This is a genomic window from Desulfopila sp. IMCC35008 (assembly GCF_010646885.2).
In the GTDB taxonomy this organism is placed as follows: domain Bacteria; phylum Desulfobacterota; class Desulfobulbia; order Desulfobulbales; family Desulfocapsaceae; genus Desulfopila.
In genome coordinates this window covers 769,782-789,946 of the sequence record NZ_CP050700.1, presented here as the reverse complement: position 1 = coordinate 789,946, position 20,165 = coordinate 769,782, and the positions used below count along the sequence as shown (strand labels likewise).

Sequence of the window (20,165 nt, the reverse complement as noted above, 5' to 3'; positions counted from 1 at the left end):
TGAGTCAAGCACTGTTATGCTCTATACATACATACTGCCCTATATAGCACTCATATCAGCCGTCGCCTTCTTCCTCGGCAGATCCAGGGCTTTGGCTGCAGCCAGGCAGATTGGCGACATCCGATCACTTCACTCCCTTCCGGGCCATTACGGTATGCTGGCAGCCTTAGGGTGTGCTATTCCCGCACTGCTCATTTTCGCTGTCTGGCAAATAGTGGAACCATCAATAATCACCACCATAATAACCCACTCATTGCCAGCAGAGATGCAGCAATTAAGCAAGAATGAGTTTTCCCTGATTTTAAACGATATCAGGAACATTGTCACAGGTAATATCGTCTCCAACAGTGCCAATGAGGCCATCCGGGAAGCCGCTGAACAGTACATTGAACTGCAGACCGGGTATCAAAGCATCATCACCATACTGGTCACTGCGGCAATGATTCTGTGTACCGGGGGGATCTATTACTGGATTAAGGCAGATCTCCGGGCACGAAACATTGTTGAATCGGTAATCATGTTCCTGCTATTCTCCTGCTCGGTGGTGGCCGTCCTGACCACAGTAGGTATTGTTCTCTCCGTCTTGTTTGAATCACTCCGCTTTTTTAAAGCGGTACCACTCACAGATTTTCTTTTCGGGCTTGACTGGAGTCCACAGACTGCCATGCGTGCCGACCAGGAGGGCTCCTCCGGGGCATTCGGAGCAGTGCCCGTGTTCGCCGGCACCATGCTGATTGCCACCATTGCGATGATAGTGGCCATACCAATCGGTTTGATGTCTGCCATATACCTCTCTGAGTATGCGAGACCAGCTTTTCGGACTATTGCCAAGCCCATGCTTGAGATCCTCGCAGGCATCCCCACGGTAGTTTACGGTTTTTTCGCCGCCTTAACTGTGGCCCCGTTCCTCCGCGACTCGGGTAGCCTGTTTGGTCTTTCAATCTCGTCAGAAAGTGCTATGGCTGCAGGCCTGGTAATGGGGATCATGATCATTCCCTTTATATCCTCTCTATCAGATGACGTTATTCATGCGGTTCCGCAAGCAATGAGGGATGGTTCTCTCGGCCTCGGTGCCACAAAATTTGAAACAATCAAAAACGTTGTGATGCCTGCAGCTCTGCCGGGTATTGTCGGTGGCGTACTGCTGGCTGTCTCACGTGCAATCGGCGAGACAATGATTGTGGTTATGGCCGCAGGTCTCTCTGCCAACCTGACCGCAAACCCCTTTAAGGCCGTTACAACTGTTACTGTCCAGATTGTCACCCTACTGGTGGGCGATCAGGAATTCGATAGCCCCAAGACCCTTGCAGCCTTTGCTCTCGGACTCTTCCTTTTTCTTTTCACACTTATCCTCAACTTCATCGCTCTTCGGGTGGTACGCAGATACAGGGAACAGTACGAGTAGGAGCGTTGTTTGAAGGATTTGACCTGAAACCAAATTTAGAAACTTTACGAAACAACCCGAAACATGACACAGATACAAAAAACAACACTTGAAAGCAGTGAACACCTCAAGCGCAGATATAAAGCAGAAAAGCGCTTCCAGTTTCTTGGCATTTCTGCCATTTTCGTTGCGCTTACCTTTCTCTGCTTCCTGTTCGGCTCTATCATATCAAAAGGTTATACAGCCTTTCAGCAGACATTTATCCAGATCGATGTGGAATTCTCAGAAGATCAGTTCACCGATGAGAATATTGCTGCCGCGAACTTCCCGGGGCTGGTGAAGTCGTCGCTACGCACCATGTTTCCTGAGGTAAAAAACAGACAAGATAAGAAACGACTCTATAAACTGGTAAGCCCGTCAGCCGCCTTTACTCTGCAGGACATGGTCCAGGAAAATCCGAAGTTGATCGGCACCAAACAGTCTGTCTGGGTCCTGGCTGATGATGACGTTGATATGCTCATAAAAGGCCACTACGACCGCAATGTCCACCAGGAAGACCGACGTATTAAGGATAACCAACTGACCTGGATCGACAAACTTGAACAGGACGGAAAGTTACGCAAGAAGTTTAACACTACGTTTTTTACAGCCGGTGACTCACGTGAACCGGAACAGGCTGGTATCTGGGGAGCTACGCGAGGTTCTTTTTTCACCCTGCTTATTACCCTCACCCTTTCCTTTCCCATAGGGGTTGCTGCAGCCATCTACCTTGAGGAGTTTGCCCCAAGCAACACCTGGACCGACATTATTGAGATCAACATCAATAACCTGGCTGCAGTACCATCAATCATCTTCGGCCTGCTTGGTCTTGCAATATTTATTAATTTCTGGGGTATGCCCCGGTCTACATCTTTAGTTGGTGGACTTGTATTAACTCTCATGACCCTGCCAACTATCATCATTGCAGGACGGGCCTCACTGAAATCCGTACCGCCGTCCATACGGGAAGCTGCACTTGGTATCGGAGCTTCCAGGATACAGACAGTCTTTCACCATGTACTGCCGCTGGCCCTGCCCGGCATGCTCACTGGAACCATTATCGGCATGGCGCAGGCACTCGGTGAAACGGCTCCGCTTCTCATGATCGGCATGATCGCTTTTATCGTGGATGTACCCGGTGGGTTTACCGACCCTTCAACCGTACTCCCGGTACAAATATATCTCTGGGCAGACAGTCCGGAGAGAGCATTTACAGAGAAAACCTCCGCAGCAATCATGATGTTGCTCGCATTCCTGATCTTCATGAACGCGGCAGCGGTTTATCTTCGTAAAAAGTTTGAAATCAAATGGTAGCAACCATTCAACACTCGACTGAAAACCAGTCAAAAAAAAACAATCTCATCGGAGAAAAGAAGAATGAAGACAAGATCCTTACTCCTGGCAAGTACCTTCACCTTGACAATGATCAGCGCTGCCCCGGCCATGGCCGCCCGCGATTACATTTCCATCGTAGGTTCTTCCACCGTTTATCCATTCGCAACCGTCGTTGCAGAGCAGTTCGGTAAGTCCACCAGTTTCAAGACCCCGAAAATCGAGTCTACAGGTTCAGGAGGTGGTTTTAAACTGTTCTGCGGCGGAATCGGTGTTGAATATCCTGATATCACCAACGCATCCCGTGCTGTTAAAAAATCCGAGCTCAAAAAATGTGCGACAAACGGTGTGAAAGACATCATCGAAGTAAAAATCGGTTATGACGGAATCGTGCTGGCCAATTCCAAGAAAGCGGCCGCGTTGAAGCTGACCCGGAAGGACATCTTCCTGGCACTGGCCAAAGATGTACCGGATCCCAAGAGCCCAGGAAAACTGATTCCCAATCCATACAAGACCTGGAAAGAAGTTAACCCGGATCTTCCGAACACCAAGATCGAGGTCCTCGGACCTCCCCCGACTTCCGGAACCCGTGACGCCTTTGTAGAGCTTGCCATGGAAGGCGGTGCCAAAAAATTTGATTTCATCAAAGAGATGAAGAAGTCAGATAAGAAAGCGTACAAGAAGGTCTGCCATACCGTACGCGAAGACGGAGCCTATGTTGAAGCCGGTGAGAATGACAACCTGATTGTCCAGAAGCTCCAGGCCAACCCTGCAGCTCTCGGCATCTTTGGTTTTTCTTTCCTCGACCAGAATTCCGATGTTATTCAGGGATCTTTCGTTGAGTCCACTGAGCCTTCGTTTGAAAACATCGCCAATGGTAAATATCCGGTTTCACGTCCGCTCTTCTTTTACGTGAAGAAGGCTCACGTAGACGTTATTCCTGGTATAAAAGGCTATCTGGCCGAGTTCACCAGTGAGAAGGCATGGGGTGAAGAAGGCTACCTCGCCGATAAAGGTATGATTCCCATGCCCACTGAAGAACGTAAGGAATTCGCAGCAAATGTATCAAACCTGAAGACCATAGGAATGTAATTCAGCCCATGCTTATTGGCATGTCAGGTGGATCAGGGGAAACCTTGTTCGGGTTTCTCCTGATCTTACGAAACAGTACAGAAATAAACAACTCATAACAAGATGTCAGGTGCCTGATATGTCAAGGTACCGATTATATTTGATTCCCTTTTAAGAGGCCGAATAATGGAACTCGCAACAGACATGACAAACACACCTTTTCCTGGCTTTTCTGATAAAGAAAAAACTGCAGCAACCGTAGTAGGAAGTGCAAAAGAATCCTCCAGGAAAACAGTGGGAGAACCATTTATCGATAATCCACGCATGACATGCAGAAGCGTCGATGTCTTCTATGGTGACGCCCAGGCAATTAAGAATGTTTCCATTGATGTCGGCCGCAACGAGGTCCTTGCCATGATCGGCCCTTCCGGTTGCGGTAAATCAACTTTTCTGAGATGCCTGAATCGCATGAATGATACGGTTGCCTCCTGTCGTGTTGAAGGTGAAATCAGGTTGGATGACATGGATATCTACGATCCGAAAGTCGATGTTGTTCCGCTTCGTGCACGGGTCGGTATGGTTTTTCAGAAGCCAAACCCATTCCCGAAGTCTATTTTCGATAACATCGCATATGGCCCCAAAATCCACGGACTCACTTCCAACAAGGCCGAATTGGCAGAAATCGTCGAAACCGCTCTTACAAGAGCCGGACTCTGGAGTGAGGTGAAGGACAGGCTGCACGCTCCAGGCACCGGACTCTCCGGTGGCCAGCAACAGCGACTCTGCATCGCCCGTGCTATTGCAGTCAGCCCCGAGGTTATCCTCATGGATGAACCGTGTTCTGCACTCGATCCTATTGCCACCGCCAAGGTAGAAGAACTGATAGCAGAACTTCGCCAACAGTTTTCCATAGTTATCGTGACCCACGCCATGCAGCAGGCATCCCGTGTTTCGCAGCGAACGGCCTATTTTCATCTGGGAGACCTTATTGAGGTGGGACCAACCGATAGGGTCTTCACCAATCCGCGTCATCAGCTTACAGAGGATTACATTACCGGTCGCTTTGGCTGATATAAATTGGAGCACCATACAATCGAGTATTGCCGGTCACAACGACATGGGGCAACACAATGTATTGTTGCCTCAATTCTTTAAAATGCTTTCAGACGAGAAATACTCAATTCTAAGACGTACCCACTAACCGGCGAGCTGTTCCAAAACATTTTCTCCCCCCATAATCTAACGTTTGTCCGGGAGAAGGTTGACAAGCACACCCTACTCCATTAGGATATGTAATACGCTGAAATCTGCTGATCAGGGATACTCCTGCAGCTGTTATATACTCTAGATGACACATCTCTCAGCCGTGTCATTGGTGCCTATTTCTTAGGCATTTTCAGTTTTGTCGGTCTCGTAGAAGACCGCTTCACCGATAACTCGCTGTTTCATGTTTTGAGACAGTGATTGTGATTCGGTTCTGTTTTTAGCGCGAGACTGTCAATTTAGGCAGGTGGGGACTATAGCAACTATAAAGCTGCTATCCCCTCCCTCATCCGCCGTCCACATTCTATAGTTCAATCCTGAAAAACGTACAAGTTGCCACAGTTAAAACAAGCCGTAGTGCTTTGTTTTATCGTGATTATCAACGAACCGGAAAGGAGAGAGAAATGCACGCACTGAAAGATATTGAACATAAGCTCAGAACCGGAGCACTCACTCGGCGAGAATTTATCGCGGCACTGTCGGCTCTCGGCCTCAGCGCCGCCGCCTGCCCGAGCCTGCTCGGCGGCAATGCATTTGCCGCAGATATGCCACAAAAAGGCGGCCGATTTCGCTTGGGTCTCTCAGGCGGCTCCACTACAGATGTTCTTGACCCGGCCCAGACCACTGACACTGTTGCCAGATTCCTCATTTTTGGCTCCATCGGCAACAATCTCGTTGAAATCGATCACCAGGCCAATGCCGTGCCGGAACTGGCCGAGAGTTGGGAAGCAAGCCCTGATGCCAGAAAATGGGTTTTCAAACTTCGAAAAGGGGTGGAATTTCATAACGGAAAAACACTTGATGCAGACGATGTACTTTACTCGATGAACCACCACCGGGGCAAAGATTCAAAATCCGGCGGCAAGGGGTTGGTCAAGGCCATCGTTGACATCAAGAAAATCGATAACCTTAGCGTTGCTTTCGAACTTGAAAGCGGCAATGCTGATTTTCCCTACCTGCTCAGCGATTACCATTTTGTGATTGGACCCAAAGACGACGGTTTCAACACAGGCATCTATACAGGTGCTTATATTCTTAAAGATTTTGAACCGGGCGTCCGTGCTTTCGCCACTCGCAACCCGAACTATTTTAAACCTGATCGCGGCTGGTTCGACGAGCTTGAGATCCTCGTCATCAATGACGTGAATGCGCGCACCAATGCCCTGAAAACAGGGCAGATAGACGCCATGAACCGTTGTGAGCTTAAAACAGTACACCTCATGAAACGCATGCCTGGCATCGAAATCCTGAAACAGGACGGCTATAAACATTACACCTTTGCCATGCAGACCGATCAGGCTCCTTACAATAATAACGATGTACGTCTGGCGTTGAAATACGGAATCGACCGGGAACAGATGGTCAAGACTATCCTGCGCGGCTATGGAACGGTGGGTAACGACCATCCGATCAGCCCTTCCAACCGCTTTTTCGCAAAAGACCTGCCTCAACGTACCTTCGATCCGGATAAGGCGAAATTTCATCTGAAAAAGGCTGGCCTTGAAAAAACGACATTCTCTCTGCACACTGCCGATGCAGCTTTTGTCGGTGCAGTTGATGCTGGTGTTCTTTATAAAGAGCAGGCGGCCAAAGCAGGTATTGACATCAAGGTAGTTCGGGAGCCCAACGATGGTTATTGGTCCAACGTCTGGATGAAAAAGCCGTTTTGTGCTGTTTACTGGGGGGGACGCCCAACGGAGGATATGATGTTTTCAACCTCTTATGCACGTGATGCTGCCTGGAACGATACCTCCTGGGATAATGAGAAATTTAACCAGCTCCTGGTTGCAGCCCGAAGTGAACTGGATGAAGCAAAGCGCCGTACCATGTATGCTGACATGCAGGAGATCGTAAGAGATGATGGAGGTGTGGTTGTACCGATGTTCAGCTCAGATCTTGCCGCCTGCAACGATAAGGTCGGACACGGCCCCCTCGCTGTCAACTGGGAAGTTGACGGGAATAAAGCCGCCGAAAGATGGTGGTTTAAAAAGTAGCCCTCAATGGCCTCTGTAAATAAGCACAGAGGCCATCAGGCAGTTCATGAATTTTTCCCTGAACTATCGTCTTCAGGATACGTTTACACATTAGGTGAGATTTACCCTGATAGCGGGTGAATCAAATGGTTATAATGTTTTCCTTTTTAAAAAATAGTGCCACAGCATTGGTCATTCAACGTGTCGGGTTTGGCCTCATCACGCTTTTGGTGATATCCATGCTGATCTTCATCGGAGTAGAAGCTCTTCCGGGCGACCTGGCTGAAGCGATTCTCGGCCAGAGCGCCACACCTGAGGCTATTGAGGCATTTCGAACCGAACTCAAGCTGGATCTCCCCTCTTATCAGCGATACCTTTCATGGCTTGGAGGATTTGTGCAGGGTGATTTTGGAAACTCCCTTGCAACCGGTCGTCCAATTGCAGATATGCTCAGCTGGAGGTTGGGTAACACCTTGCTCCTGGCTTCCGTTGCGGCCGTAATTGCGGTACCGCTTGCTGTAATTCTGGGTATTGCTGCAGCCTTGTACCGCGATAGTCTGCTCGACCGCTCCCTGTCGATGGTAACGCTTACGGCAATCAGTTTTCCCGAATTTTTTGTGGCCTACATCCTCATCGGCCTTTTTGCAGTCAAATGGGCTATTTTTCCTGCCATTGCCAATATCAACCAGGAAATGAGTTATAGCCAGATCCTGCAGGCAATCTTCCTTCCCGCATTAACTCTGACTCTGGTTGTTGTTGCCCATATGATGCGACAGACACGGGCCGCGATCATCAACATCCTTTCCAGCCCGTTTATTGAGATGGCCAACCTCAAGGGGCTGAAAAGACTCCGGGTCGTTGCCATGCACGCCTTCCCAAATGCCCTTTCCCCAGTCATCAACGTTATTGCTTTAAACCTCGCATATCTTGTTGTCGGGGTAGTTATTGTGGAAGTTGTATTTGTCTATCCGGGACTCGGTCAACTCCTGGTAGATTCTGTCTCCAAGAGGGATCTTCCCGTTGTTCAGGCCAGTGGATTGATTTTTGCTGCAACCTATATCCTTTTAAATCTGCTGGCGGATATACTCTCAATCCTGAGTAACCCGCGGCTGAGAAATCCGAAGTAGAAAGGAGACAAAATGGTTGCTCTGATAAAGATACTTAAAACAGCACCCTGGAGTGCCAGGATTGGAATGTTTATGGTTCTGGTCACCTTGGTTGCCGCGATTTTTGCTCCGGCTATCGCTCCTTTCGGAGAGACTGAAATCGCTGGCGACGTATGGCTCTCCTCAGATTCCACGCACCTTCTCGGAACTGACAGCCTGGGCCGGGATCTTTTTTCCCGGCTGATCTATGGCGCACGCAACACTATCTCCATCGCTTTTTTAATTACAGCACTTTCTTTTGTGTTTGGAATCAGTTGGGGCTTTCTGGCTGCCACCGTTGGAGGGTGGCTGGATCAGCTGATCAGCAGGTTGATTGATATTATCATGGCGTTTCCAACGCTTATTTTTGCACTGATGATACTGTCGGTGGTCGGGACATCGATTCCAGCCCTCATCATCGTCATCGCACTCCTTGATTCGACGAGGGTCTTTCGGTTATCACGCGCTGTAGCAATGGATATTGAGGTGATGGAATATGTGGAGGCCGCTCGCTTGCGAGGAGAAGGAATCTGGTGGATCATGCGTCACGAGATTCTTCCCAACGCCATGCCGCCACTCGTTGCCGAATTCGGCCTCAGATTTTGCTTTGTCTTCCTTTTTATTGCTGCTCTCAGCTTCCTTGGTCTTGGCCTTCAACCTCCGACAGCAGATTGGGGAGGTATGGTTCGTGAAAATGCTGGGGCCATAACCTTTGGTATCTTCACGCCGTTATGGCCTGCGGCAGCAATTGCCTTTTTAACCGTCGGGGTAAACCTTGTCGTCGATTGGGTCCTATACCTTGCCAGTGGTTTAAAGGAATAATATTTTGTTTTGCAGGTTATGGAAAAAGAAAATGATATGAATAACATACTCGAGATAAGCAATATTGTCATAGACGGATACAGTGACGAACAATGGCACCCCATAGTGAAAGGTATTGATCTCACCCTTAAAAAAGGTGAAGTTCTTGGCCTTATCGGGGAGTCGGGTGCCGGAAAATCGACCCTGGGCCTCGCATCCATGGCCTATGCACGAGCGGGATGCCGTATTAGCTCGGGTTCAATCCTTTTTAAGGATCAGGACCTGACCCAGGCCTCTGAAAATGATCTCCGCTCCATTCGCGGAGCCCGCATTGCCTATGTCGCTCAAAGTGCCGCCGCATCTTTTAACCCCGCTCACCGCCTTATAAATCAGTATGCAGAAGGCCCGGTTCAACACGGCTTGATGAGTTTTAGTGAGGCGGAAAAAAATGCTGTCACCACCTATGAGCAGTTGCTTTTGCCAGATCCAGACAACATCGGCTACCGTTTCCCCCATCAGGTAAGTGGTGGCCAGCTTCAACGCGCCATGGTTGCAATGGCCATGAGCTGCAGCCCGGATATCATTATTTTCGATGAACCTACGACAGCCCTGGATGTTACTACCCAGATAGAGGTCCTGGCCGCAATCAAGGACATTACACAACGATTTGATACGGCGGCTATTTACATCACCCACGACCTGGCTGTGGTCGCCCAGCTTTCTGATCGAATCATGGTACTGCAGGACGGCCTGCTGGTTGAGGAAAATGATGCCAGGGAAATGCTTGCAAATCCCCAAGAAAAATATACCCAGGATCTTTTAAGGGTCCGTTCATTGAGCAGCAATCGAAAACCTGCCACCCCTGACAGGAAGGTTATCCTCGACATTCAGGATGTAGATGCAAGCTACAATGGTACGGACTATGTACTAAAAGACATAAACCTGAAGGTATACCAGGGACAGACGGTTGCACTTGTCGGTGAATCCGGTAGTGGTAAATCCTCCCTGGCAAGGGTGATTACAGGCTTGTTACCTCCACTGAAAGGCTCGATTTCCTTCCAGGATACACAACTATCAGCAGCATTGAAAAGCAGGAAACATGCCGATCTGCAGAAATTGCAAATGATTTACCAGATGCCCGATACGGCACTCAACCCGCGCCAGAAGATCCGCAAGATCATCGGCCGCCCACTGCAGTTCTATTTTGGAATGGACCGGAAACAACGTGAAACCCGCATCCTTGAACTTCTCGAACAAATCGAACTTCCTGCAGACTATATCGACCGCTACCCGACAGAACTCTCCGGAGGAGAAAAGCAGCGAATCAGTATCGCACGGGCACTCGCTGCCAACCCGGAACTGATTATCTGTGATGAGGTCACTTCCGCCCTGGACCAACTCGTTGCGGAAGGAATATTAAAACTCCTGCTGGATCTGCAGCAAAAGCTCAACGTCTCCTATTTGTTCATTACCCACGACCTGGCAACAGTCAAAGCCATCGCTGATGAAATTGTGGTCATGCTCCAGGGTGAAATTGTAGAAATGGGTCCCAAGAAAGAGATACTCAAACCACCACATCACGAGTATACAGACTTGTTGCTCTCTTCTGTACCCAGAATGGATCCGGATTGGCTGGACAGACTCCTCATCAAGAGGGACAATATGGATCTTCAGGCTACTCCTGCCACATAATACCTCGTAGCGGGAAACAAGTAACCGTTCCCGGATAATATCGATCCGGGAACGGTTCCATTTACATGACTCTCTTTTCTGAAGATGCAATATCTTTCGAAGACATGTCGATGGTGATCATAAACCCTGTTGTCCCTCGAAATTCAAACGCTTTATCACCGACCTTCCATGCTTCTAATTCATTGGGCATCATTTTAAATCCAGTGTTTCTTGGAGAGCCCATATAGGAAATATTTGTAAGTATGCCGGTTTTATTATCAATCCCCTGCCATTTATTCAATATGATGTGGCCGCTATCACCTCCAGCCAACCTGGCCTCTGCCCTCTCCTGGTTGGCCTTCCATTCGATCTCTGCGTCTTCAGCGACGACAAATGACTGCCAGCTGATAGGGAAAATATGACCGAGGGCTGCTGCCACACCTGCCTTCTGTGCATCAGTGGTTCCAGGTTGAAAGGTAAGAACCGCCCAATCCGCTTCCCCATCCTTCCAGCTATCTCCGAGATCTCCAGCTATCCAGAATTTTACTCCCGTGAGATCTGTTTCCCCGTAACTCCCTTCGTTGATGATATACGCCATATTGAATTTGCAAAAATGCTCAGCTCCATGTTCTTCACTTTTATGCAGGGCTGGATATGTATTGAAGTAGCACTGGCAGAACATGGGGCAACTGCATGCCTCTATAGCCGTACCGTTAAAATGCCAATCCGGACCTTCTGAAGCTGAAAGTAATGGGGAAATATAAAAGAGTGCTGCGACAAAAAGAACTGTAAAACCTTTTGTGAGAGAGGATTTGTACGAATGCATATCCATTCCTCCTTGTACGGCAAGGCATATCTTCATCCTTGCAACAAAGTACTTTTTAAGGACTAAAGGACAACGCACTGGAAAATGTGCTCCATTCCTTCAGGCATATCCTGTGCAGAATGCCCTTACTTCACAACGATTATCTACGAGGTACGACAACCATTACAAGTTGCTGATATATATCAACCGAAGGAACACTTTATTTTGAGACATCCCCACAAGCATATGTGCTTCAACATTGCTACCGTTTACAAATCCGGCTCAAGAGACCACAGGGATGCGGAAAAGAACAGCGTTGATCGGGTTACAGGTAAAAAGTTATACCACATAGTGGCATTGTCAAGATTGGGAAATGATCGAAATTCACACATTCATGATCAGGTATCCGATCAAAAAAAGGTGCCGGGAAGTTCGCTTCCCGGCACCTTTACGCTAAAAAATTCGAGCAGTGTGTTCTACTTATTAAGGTTCGTCGTGGCAGAGCGCACAATCCTGCGAAATCGTCTTGCCAAATTCCGTTTCATGCTCTTCGTCATGACATCGGAAACAACCGTATCCTTCATCCTCGTAGCGATGCCCGTTATGGCCTTTGTAGCTCCCCCAGGTGACCTTCATTTTCGGCCACACATTGCTCATATACAGCTCGAGCAGGTAATTCCCTGATGAAATAATCGACTTCTCGTTGTCGGCAACAAAGTCCTCTCCATTCCGCTTGGCCTGCAGGGACATCAGATTTTCAATAATCTGCTCCTTGGCTTCCTCGCGGCTGATATAATCGGTCTCCAGGACGGTGAAGGAATCTTCACGCAGACCGGGAATCTCTGGATTAAGCTTTTTCGAGAAGAGTCCCTGGTCTATCTTCAACTCCAGATCTTCATAAACGTGGGTTGGTCGATTATGACAATCAATACAGTCCATCGTCCGCCAGTGGGCTCCTTCCTCGGCATCTTCCTCAGTGGAACCGTTCCCGTACTCCTCCGTTATACCGTCGGGTCGTGAGACTTTGATCTTACCAATAGCAGTCCGTTTGTCATTGAGTGAAAAATATTCAATATTCACATCGTTACTTACATGCCAGTGGATACCCTCAAATTGATCTGTATGTGGATTCCGGCCACCGATGTGCAGAGCAATCTCATCAATCGTGGGGTCTTGCTGGTCATCATTGGTGTACGAGATAAACTGCTTGACCTTTTTGCCATGGAATTTCTCCGGCCAATGACACGCTTCGCATGTGTCCCGGGCGGGACGAAGATGTTGCACCGGTGCGGGAATGGGAGTCGAATAACTTCCATCAATAACAGCCTTAACCTGTCTGAGGCCGGATAGCTTTGCCTTCACATACCATTCTGCACCGGACCCGATATGACATTCGACACAACCGACCTTGGCATGTGGGGAACGTTGATACGCTGTATATTCAGGCGCCATAACCGTATGACAAACCGCACCACAGAAATAATCCGATTCCGTAAAGTGGTACGCCTCATATACAACAAGTGCAAAAATGGTAATGTTCACGACTGATAGGACAATACACAAGGTCAGCGCGCGTCGATGAACCTTTTTACCTAAGTCAATTACCATTGATGGGGCAATGAGACTGTGACTGAACCATTTTTTTCGCCGAAAATAAAAAGCGACCGGAATAAGGATCAGTCCGAAGATCATCCCCGCAGGAAAAATCATAAAAGTGATAATCGCCGCGTAATGATTTTCGATTAGGCCCGTCATGTGGGCAAACAAGCCCAGTATCAGCAAGGTAAAACAGATCGTGGTCAGACCCACTCCGAAAAGCCCCATGGGTGTCTTCCATGAGACACCGAGCTGCTCCTGCCAGGTCAGGTTTTCGAATATGGAATCATTGCCTTTCTCTTCAGTCTCCTGCTGAGGAGTGTTCTCCGTCATTTCTTTCCTCCTATTGAATTTTCTTCCAGGACCGGGCGATATCTCCCCCGGTTTCCATTATCTTCCCCAACAATTCTTTCTGATCAGCTGATAACTCACCATCTTCACTGTCCGCAAGGATTTGCGCGTAGTTAATGATACCGTTCAACTGGTTCGTCGTCTCATTGACTGTTTCAGCCAGGAGCGCATAATCTGCCTGCGATGCCGCTTGCTGCTCCTGCGCCAGTCCACGTCCCTTAATTCCTGCAGTCTTAATTGCCTCCGCCAATGCCACAATTTCCCTGCTTGCCCCGGCGACAGGCTGAATGTCTTCAAGTTTTGAATCCTGGTGCTGCAACTGTTTGGTCAGATGAAGCAGTGGCTGGATTGAGTTGCGATAGAGGAGGATCAGCGAGAAACTGACGATGGAGATAAAGAGTCCCATGCAACCAATAATCACCAGTTGCAGGTTTACCATCCTGGCGCGGGCCTGCCCTACGATAATACGGTCGTATTTGAGCAGGTGATCGGCAATAGTACGCATATCTTCCTGTACCACCCTGCTCTCAGGCTCAAAGCTCATCTTGCCAACAATCCTTCTGATGGCAATTACCATCCCTGCAATATCTATTTTGTTTACCAGGGCGAGTTTAAATTCAGCGGGCACCAAAGGGTTTTCCTGCAGACTCAAAAGTGTCGAATTAAATTTTTCCAATTCCGGAATGGCCTGCTCAAGTTTCTGCGCATCACGATCGATTAGCGCCTCGGTGACAGTTTCCCTAATGGTCGAAAACTGGAACAATCGCCTCTCATTCTCATCGATAACACCACTATATTGACCGGCAACCATGTACTGACGACCACCCTGTAACAGGATAATCCCAAGCAACCCGGCCGTTACCAGGAAAACAAGCCAGACAACCTTACGAAGTGAGTACATGTAATACCGTTTTTGATGTAGGGGCTGAAATCATGAGTGATGGCCTTAATTTACGTCAGCATATTGAATGCACTGTCCTCGTGCCGGACAGAGAGAACACTCGGTTACCTCTTGAATGGTCCCGCTCTTTTCAGCTTTCTTTGTGAGCGAACACTGGAATATAATCTCAAATTCCTCACTATCCAGTGTCTCCACCTGAAGCAATATTTCTGAGAGAACCTTGAGGAACTCTTCCTCCCGGTCAAGTATTGAGAGAGCCCTTTCATAGCAGCTGACGAGCAGTTCTTTAACTTCCCTGTCAATAAGGCCAGCGGTTGCGTTGGACATTGCCAGACGACTGCCCGCAGAATCCAGGAAACCGCCATCCTGAATAATGTGGGTCTGGGGGCCAAGACTATCACTCATCCCCCAGCGGCAGACTATATTAGTGGCTATCTCTGTCGCCTGTATAAGATCGTTCTCAGTTCGGGTGGTAAATTCATTAAAGACAATTTTTTCAGCAGCCCGCCCGCCCAGGAGCATAGTGATCCGGTCCATAAGATACTGTTTACCGTAGGCATAGCGATCACCAAGAGGTAACTGCTGGGTCTGCCCCATAGCGAGCCCTCTGGGAATGATGGTAATCTTGTGAATAGGATCAGATTCCGGTAACAATTTTGCTACGATGGCGTGTCCCGCCTCATGATACGCGAGGATTTTTTTATCCGCCTCCGTCAACACCATACCTTTTCTCTCCACACCAAGCATGATCCTGTCTCTGGCCTGGTCAAAATGCTGGCGTTCTATTACCTCTTTACCTAATCGGGCAGCAAGCAAGGCCGCCTCATTAACAAGACTGGCCAGCTCTGCACCTGTAAAACCCGAGGTAAACTGGGCAATCTCTTCAATATCCACATTATCAGCAAGGTTCACCTTGCGACTATGTGTTTCCAGAATGTTTTTACGCCCTCTAAGATCCGGGGCTAAAATGGTTATCTGCCGGTCAAAACGGCCGGGTCTGCGCAGTGCAGAATCGAGGATATCAGGTCTGTTTGTGGCGGCTAAAACCAGGATGTTATCTGTCGTTGAGAAACCATCCATTTCCACCAACAGGGCGTTTAAAGTCTGTCCCCGTTCGTCGTTCCCATTTGCAGCACCACTGGTCCTGCTGGCACCAACAGCATCAATTTCGTCAATAAAAACGATGCACGGTGCATTTTTCTTGGCTTCGGTAAACAAATCGCGGACCCTCGATGCGCCAACCCCCACAAACATCTCGACAAAATCCGACCCACTGAAATTATAAAACGGTACACCAGCCTCACCGGCAATGGCACGAGCCAGCAATGTTTTCCCGGTTCCCGGTGGCCCCTGGAGGAGCAATCCGCGAGGAATTACCGCTCCTACAGCATTAAATTTCTCAGGATTTTTGAGAAAGACGATGACCTCTTCCAGCTCTTCTTTCGCTTCTGGAATCCCAGCAACATCCTTGAAACTTACAGAAGTTCCATCCTTTGTCGGCAGAACTAGTCGATCCTTGGCAAACTTAAAATCATCGCCCCTGCTCTGCACTCGCCTGGACTGATACGACAGGAACAGAACCAGCAAGAGACCACACACAGCTGCTGCAAGGCCCCCCTGAAAGTAGTAACTGCCAAAATCCTGGTGGAAGTTGATTTCAACCTCGGGCTTACTGATAATTTCAGTTATACTCATATCTTGCGGAAGCAAGGTCATATATCTCCTGCCGGAGTCAACCGTCACAGCTACACTGTTGCCGGTAACATCAACCCTTTCGATAGAGCCATCCCGCACATCATTAAGCAGCGTGTTGTAGCTTTTTTGCGGCAGCCTGTTCTCGATGTGACTGAACAGGAAACCTATCAACACCGCGGCAAAGATAAGAAATAAAATAAAGAGGTTGCGGATAAGAACTGCCATCTCTGTCTTTCGCTGTCTCCGTGTCTACTGCTAAAGTGATTGAGCCTTCTTTAAACGAATGACTTCCACATGAACTTTGTAAACTACATACCTGTTACAGCTTTGAACCAACCGGACAACAAGCCGCCAACCCCACCACTGGATACAATACCACCCACAATACAGGCCAGGCTCCAGAGGCCGACAATTGCAGCAAATACAGCTACAAGCGCGATGGATACTTTAGACACTTCTGTTGTCGCCTCCGCTCGAAGCGAGGTAGTCGTTTCTGCTCTACTCTGTACTTGTGCCTTTCTCATTGCTCCACCTCTTCATGTCTTTTCGCTGTGAGTATTACAGTCCGAATACCGCCTTGAACCAACCAGATACCAGCCCTAAAGGACCACCACTGTTTACCATGCCGCCAATTAAACTGGCAAAAGCCCAGAGACCGATTGCACATGCAGAAAGACCAACAACCACAAGACCTGCTGAATAAACCTGGGTATCAGTTTTGGTTTGAGAGGAGGTGGAAGTTGCTGTTTTTGTAATAGCTGTTCTTGTTTTCATGATGTTCTCCATATCCAGTGTTGATTTCAGGTTATACAAATGCTTCTATACACTGGCTGGAGAACTGCAAAACGCGTGCCACACTGTAGCACAACAATTCCGCAACACATCATAGTGTTGTTTTTCCATGTTTTATTTTACATCATTTTTTGCCAAGTTTACAAATCGTACGGATAAGCTATCGGCATGAAACAGTCAAAAAACCAATTAACTTTATGTAATGACAACATTATTTTTACAAACAGCTCGTATTGTAGCAAACAGCACAGAAAACTGTTGCACACGCAACACATTATGGTGAGACAACACACAAATGCAACAGCTTTGCAACATCTTCGCCACAATTACAGAAGGAAAAACAAGAGAAATGAAACAGTAAATGAGTCGTAGTTCAGCCGGCTACATTGTACCGTTTGAGCTTGCGATAAAGTGTACTTCTGTCGATGCCAAGCATTCGTGCAGCTTTTGATTTATTACCACCCGCCCGGGCAAGAATCTGCAGTAACATCTCCTTTTCACTTATCATACCTGCAGCCATATCGTTTCCATGTAGTCCTTTTGTCCCGGACTCACCAGATACAATAACCTGAGCCCTGGGCTCTCTGGAATCAAAAACCTCCACTGGCAGATGTTCCTGCTGAATTGTTGCACCGTGACACATAACACAACCGCGTTCAATGACATGCCTTAATTGTCGCACATTACCAGGCCAATGATAAGTACAGAGAGTCTTCAGGGCCTGGTCAGAAATTGAATAGACCGGTAAATCATGTCTATCGGCAAAATAACTGATGTAATGGTGAACCAGCAATGGGATACAGGATGGCCGAAGTCTTAGAGGTGGTAATTCGATCTCAACAACTTTAAGGCGATAATAAAGGTCTTCACGGAACTCCCCCCTCCGGACTTTATCCTGCAGGTCAACATTTGTTGCAGCTATAATTCGCACATTAACCTTTACAGGTTTATCCTGCCCGACCGGGGTGAAAGTCTTCTCCTGCAGAAAACGTAGAAGTCTCAATTGCATCCTGGATGAAATATCTCCTATTTCATCAAGAAAAAGTGTCCCTTTGTCAGCTTGTAACAGACGTCCCATTCTATCACGGTCCGCACCGGTAAAGGCGCCCTTCCGATGTCCGAAAAGCTCGCTCTCCAGCAGCTCCTCTGCAACAGCAGCACAATCAACCTTGACCAGTTTTTTATCTTTTCGCATACTCTCAAGATGCAACGCTTCTGCAGCTAGTTCCTTACCTGTACCAGATTCTCCTGTTACCAGCACAGCCGTATCCACTTTACCGACATTTTCTATCAATCTGTACATATCAAGCATAGCCGGGCTGGATCCGACAAAGCCGTGGAAGGAACTGCGGTTTGAGCTTGAGTTGTCGGGTCGCGCTGGCGTGACATCCCTGCCAACAATAACAGCACCGTCAAACTCTTCATTTTCGTCACAAAGTGGAGCGGCGGTAAGACTAATCATTCTTTTTTCGCCGCCGGGGGTAAAGTATTCAACCTGATGTTCACGTACCATTTTGCGTTTTTCAATAACAAGGCGGGCATCATCCAACCAGGCCTGAGCAACTTCACTGGATAGGTCAGAGAGGTTCCGGCTATTACCTGAAACCAGATCGCCAATCCAGCAGGTGGCGGCTTTATTGTACTGAGTGATATTCAGCTCGTTATCAACTGTGACAATGGCATCTGACACCGAACTGAAAATCACCTGTAGATAACGACGATATTTTTCATTTTCATGCTGTAATGCCTTTTTTTCCTGATCCAGTTGCCAGTGCCTTAAAGCCTGGCGAACAAAACGTAACAAGGTCTCCTTATTGACCGGCTTGGAGATATAGTCAAAGGCACCGTACCTGACAGAGTTTGCGGCCGTATCAAGATTTGGGAAACCGGTAATCATAACTACCGGACACTGAATACCAGTATTCTGGATATTTTTAAGAAGATCTGTCCCGGAGGCATCTTCAAGCACGATGTCACTTATTATCAGGTCAAAGCGTTCTTCGTTTATAACAGCGAGTGCTTCTTCAAGGGTTGCAGCCGTAGTTATCTTACCGTAGCCTTCCCTCTCAAGGAAAACCTTAAAGGTGTAGCGAATCGATTCTTCGTCATCGACCACAAGGATGTGAATATCTTCCCTTTCCTTTTCCATCAGTCCTCCGATGCCGGTATTTCAATTATCATATCGGTATATTTGTTGAGGATGGAATCCACCCGCAGTATTCCATTATGGTTTGATATGATGCCGTAACTGATACTTAAACCAAGCCCAGACCCTTGTGTTGCAGGCTTTGAGGTGAAAAATGGTTCGAACATTTTATCGAGGATGGATTGGGGTATGCCGGTACCAAAATCACGGACTGTCAGCCGAAACACCTCGTGTCCCTCCACATCTATAGCCTCAGAGGTGACTACTATCCTTTTTTCCTTGACCGGTTCACGGTATCGCTCGTTGAGCGCATATCGACTGTTGCTTATCAGGTTAAGTACAACCTGCTGCAGTTGAGAGAAATTACCTAAGATAAGGCAGGACGGATCGTGATATTTTGTAATTACCTCAATCCCGTCACATTTAAGTTGATGCTCAACAAGAGAAATACAATCCCTCACCACTTCATTAAGATCGACGAGTCCGCGGGCATCTTCATTTTCACGGGCAAAGGAGAGCAAGTTATAAATGATTGTGGCAATGCGTTCGCCTTCGTTAACGATTTTTTCAAGTAAGGACTTTTTAAACGGATCGTCATCACAGTCATCAAGCAGAATCTGGGCAAAATTAATAATCCCGTTTATAGGGTTGTTCACCTCATGGGCGACACCGGCGGCCAATTCACCAATCGCAGCAAGCTGGGCCGTCCGGATTGAATCAACCTTGCGAATCTCCTCTTTGGTCAACAGGCGGGCGATAAGCAGCACCAGCTGCTCCTCATTCTCTTTGGGTTCCACCGGCACCACAGAAAGCGAATAATTACCGCCAAGTCCAGGAAGTCTTGTGTCTTCAGTCCTGCCGGTAAAGGTTTTCAGAAACTCCTCAAGAGGACATTCGATATGTGGCCAGCGCCCACCATGGATAATCTGGCATACACCGGACCCGACGACGTCATCGTAACCCTTCCGTGCTGCTTCCAGCAGTGCGGAATTGACATCGAGGATCACGCCTTCAGTCGTTGCCAGAAGCACAGGATCCTGAAGGGAGTGAAACAACTCCATTCCGACCCTGGCAGGAACAGACCTACTCGTCTTCGCCATCGGCGTAATACTCGGCTTGTCTGAAAAAGGAGGACAATCGGTTTTCATACACTCTCATCCCTTACAAATGGTGCAGTTCTATAACTACCCTTTTATAACC

Annotated in this window: 16 protein-coding genes; 8 read left to right on the top strand and 8 right to left on the bottom strand. The window is 48.0% G+C overall.

The annotated features are described in order from the left end of the window. The first annotated feature begins 16 nt into the window (after positions 1-16). The 8 genes from pstC to GA520_RS03525 all read left to right on the top strand — a co-directional run bounded on the left by pstC (position 17) and on the right by GA520_RS03525 (position 10,700). Positions 17-1,405 carry a phosphate ABC transporter permease subunit PstC gene (gene pstC / locus GA520_RS03560; protein ID WP_163338057.1) on the top strand — a complete coding sequence of 463 codons (1,389 nt, stop codon included), beginning with the start codon at positions 17-19 and terminating at the stop codon, positions 1,403-1,405. Positions 1,406-1,468: 63 nt separating this feature from the next. Next, positions 1,469-2,737 (top strand): phosphate ABC transporter permease PstA, encoded by a 1,269-nt coding sequence (gene pstA, locus GA520_RS03555; protein ID WP_163338058.1) that lies wholly within the window; start codon positions 1,469-1,471, stop codon positions 2,735-2,737. A gap of 63 nt (positions 2,738-2,800) precedes the next feature. Beyond that, the gene (locus GA520_RS03550) at positions 2,801-3,847 is read left to right on the top strand and encodes a PstS family phosphate ABC transporter substrate-binding protein (RefSeq protein WP_163338059.1); all 1,047 of its coding nucleotides are present in this window, start codon (positions 2,801-2,803) and stop codon (positions 3,845-3,847) included. A gap of 165 nt (positions 3,848-4,012) precedes the next feature. Then, the gene (gene pstB / locus GA520_RS03545; protein ID WP_163338060.1) at positions 4,013-4,897 is read left to right on the top strand and encodes a phosphate ABC transporter ATP-binding protein PstB; all 885 of its coding nucleotides are present in this window, start codon (positions 4,013-4,015) and stop codon (positions 4,895-4,897) included. A gap of 596 nt (positions 4,898-5,493) precedes the next feature. Further along, positions 5,494-7,083 (top strand): ABC transporter substrate-binding protein, encoded by a 1,590-nt coding sequence (locus GA520_RS03540; protein ID WP_163338061.1) that lies wholly within the window; start codon positions 5,494-5,496, stop codon positions 7,081-7,083. Between the two features lie 125 nt (positions 7,084-7,208). Further along, positions 7,209-8,189, top strand: a complete 981-nt coding sequence (locus GA520_RS03535) for an ABC transporter permease (RefSeq protein ID WP_240910136.1) — start codon at positions 7,209-7,211, stop codon at positions 8,187-8,189. 12 nt (positions 8,190-8,201) lie between these two features. Then, entirely contained in the window at positions 8,202-9,029 is an 828-nt protein-coding gene (locus tag GA520_RS03530; RefSeq protein ID WP_163338062.1) for an ABC transporter permease, read from the top strand. A 36-nt stretch (positions 9,030-9,065) separates the two neighbouring features. Continuing rightward, positions 9,066-10,700 carry an ABC transporter ATP-binding protein gene (locus GA520_RS03525; RefSeq protein WP_163338063.1) on the top strand — a complete coding sequence of 545 codons (1,635 nt, stop codon included), beginning with the start codon at positions 9,066-9,068 and terminating at the stop codon, positions 10,698-10,700. Positions 10,701-10,761: 61 nt separating this feature from the next. Here GA520_RS03525 and GA520_RS03520 read toward each other — a convergent pair whose 3' ends face one another. The 8 genes from GA520_RS03520 to GA520_RS03485 form a co-directional block, all read right to left on the bottom strand. After that, positions 10,762-11,505 (bottom strand): DUF1326 domain-containing protein, encoded by a 744-nt coding sequence (locus GA520_RS03520; protein ID WP_163338064.1) that lies wholly within the window; start codon positions 11,503-11,505, stop codon positions 10,762-10,764. Positions 11,506-11,967: 462 nt separating this feature from the next. Further along, entirely contained in the window at positions 11,968-13,413 is a 1,446-nt protein-coding gene (locus GA520_RS03515; RefSeq protein WP_163338065.1) for a NapC/NirT family cytochrome c, read from the bottom strand. 10 nt (positions 13,414-13,423) lie between these two features. Continuing rightward, positions 13,424-14,332 carry a hypothetical protein gene (locus GA520_RS03510; protein WP_163338066.1) on the bottom strand — a complete coding sequence of 303 codons (909 nt, stop codon included), beginning with the start codon at positions 14,330-14,332 and terminating at the stop codon, positions 13,424-13,426. Positions 14,333-14,377: 45 nt separating this feature from the next. Continuing rightward, complete coding sequence (ftsH, locus tag GA520_RS03505) at positions 14,378-16,252, bottom strand: ATP-dependent zinc metalloprotease FtsH (RefSeq protein ID WP_163338067.1); 1,875 nt, start codon at positions 16,250-16,252, stop codon at positions 14,378-14,380. Positions 16,253-16,335: 83 nt separating this feature from the next. Continuing rightward, positions 16,336-16,551: a hypothetical protein gene (locus tag GA520_RS03500; RefSeq protein WP_163338068.1), complete on the bottom strand. Its 216-nt coding sequence runs from the start codon at positions 16,549-16,551 to the stop codon at positions 16,336-16,338. A 34-nt stretch (positions 16,552-16,585) separates the two neighbouring features. Continuing rightward, complete coding sequence (locus tag GA520_RS03495; RefSeq protein ID WP_163338069.1) at positions 16,586-16,801, bottom strand: hypothetical protein; 216 nt, start codon at positions 16,799-16,801, stop codon at positions 16,586-16,588. A 391-nt stretch (positions 16,802-17,192) separates the two neighbouring features. Then, the gene (locus GA520_RS03490) at positions 17,193-18,968 is read right to left on the bottom strand and encodes a sigma 54-interacting transcriptional regulator (protein WP_163338070.1); all 1,776 of its coding nucleotides are present in this window, start codon (positions 18,966-18,968) and stop codon (positions 17,193-17,195) included. Beyond that, entirely contained in the window at positions 18,968-20,113 is a 1,146-nt protein-coding gene (locus GA520_RS03485; RefSeq protein WP_163338071.1) for a sensor histidine kinase, read from the bottom strand. The genes GA520_RS03490 and GA520_RS03485 overlap by 1 nt, the downstream gene beginning before the upstream one ends. Between the last annotated feature and the right edge of the window lie 52 nt (positions 20,114-20,165).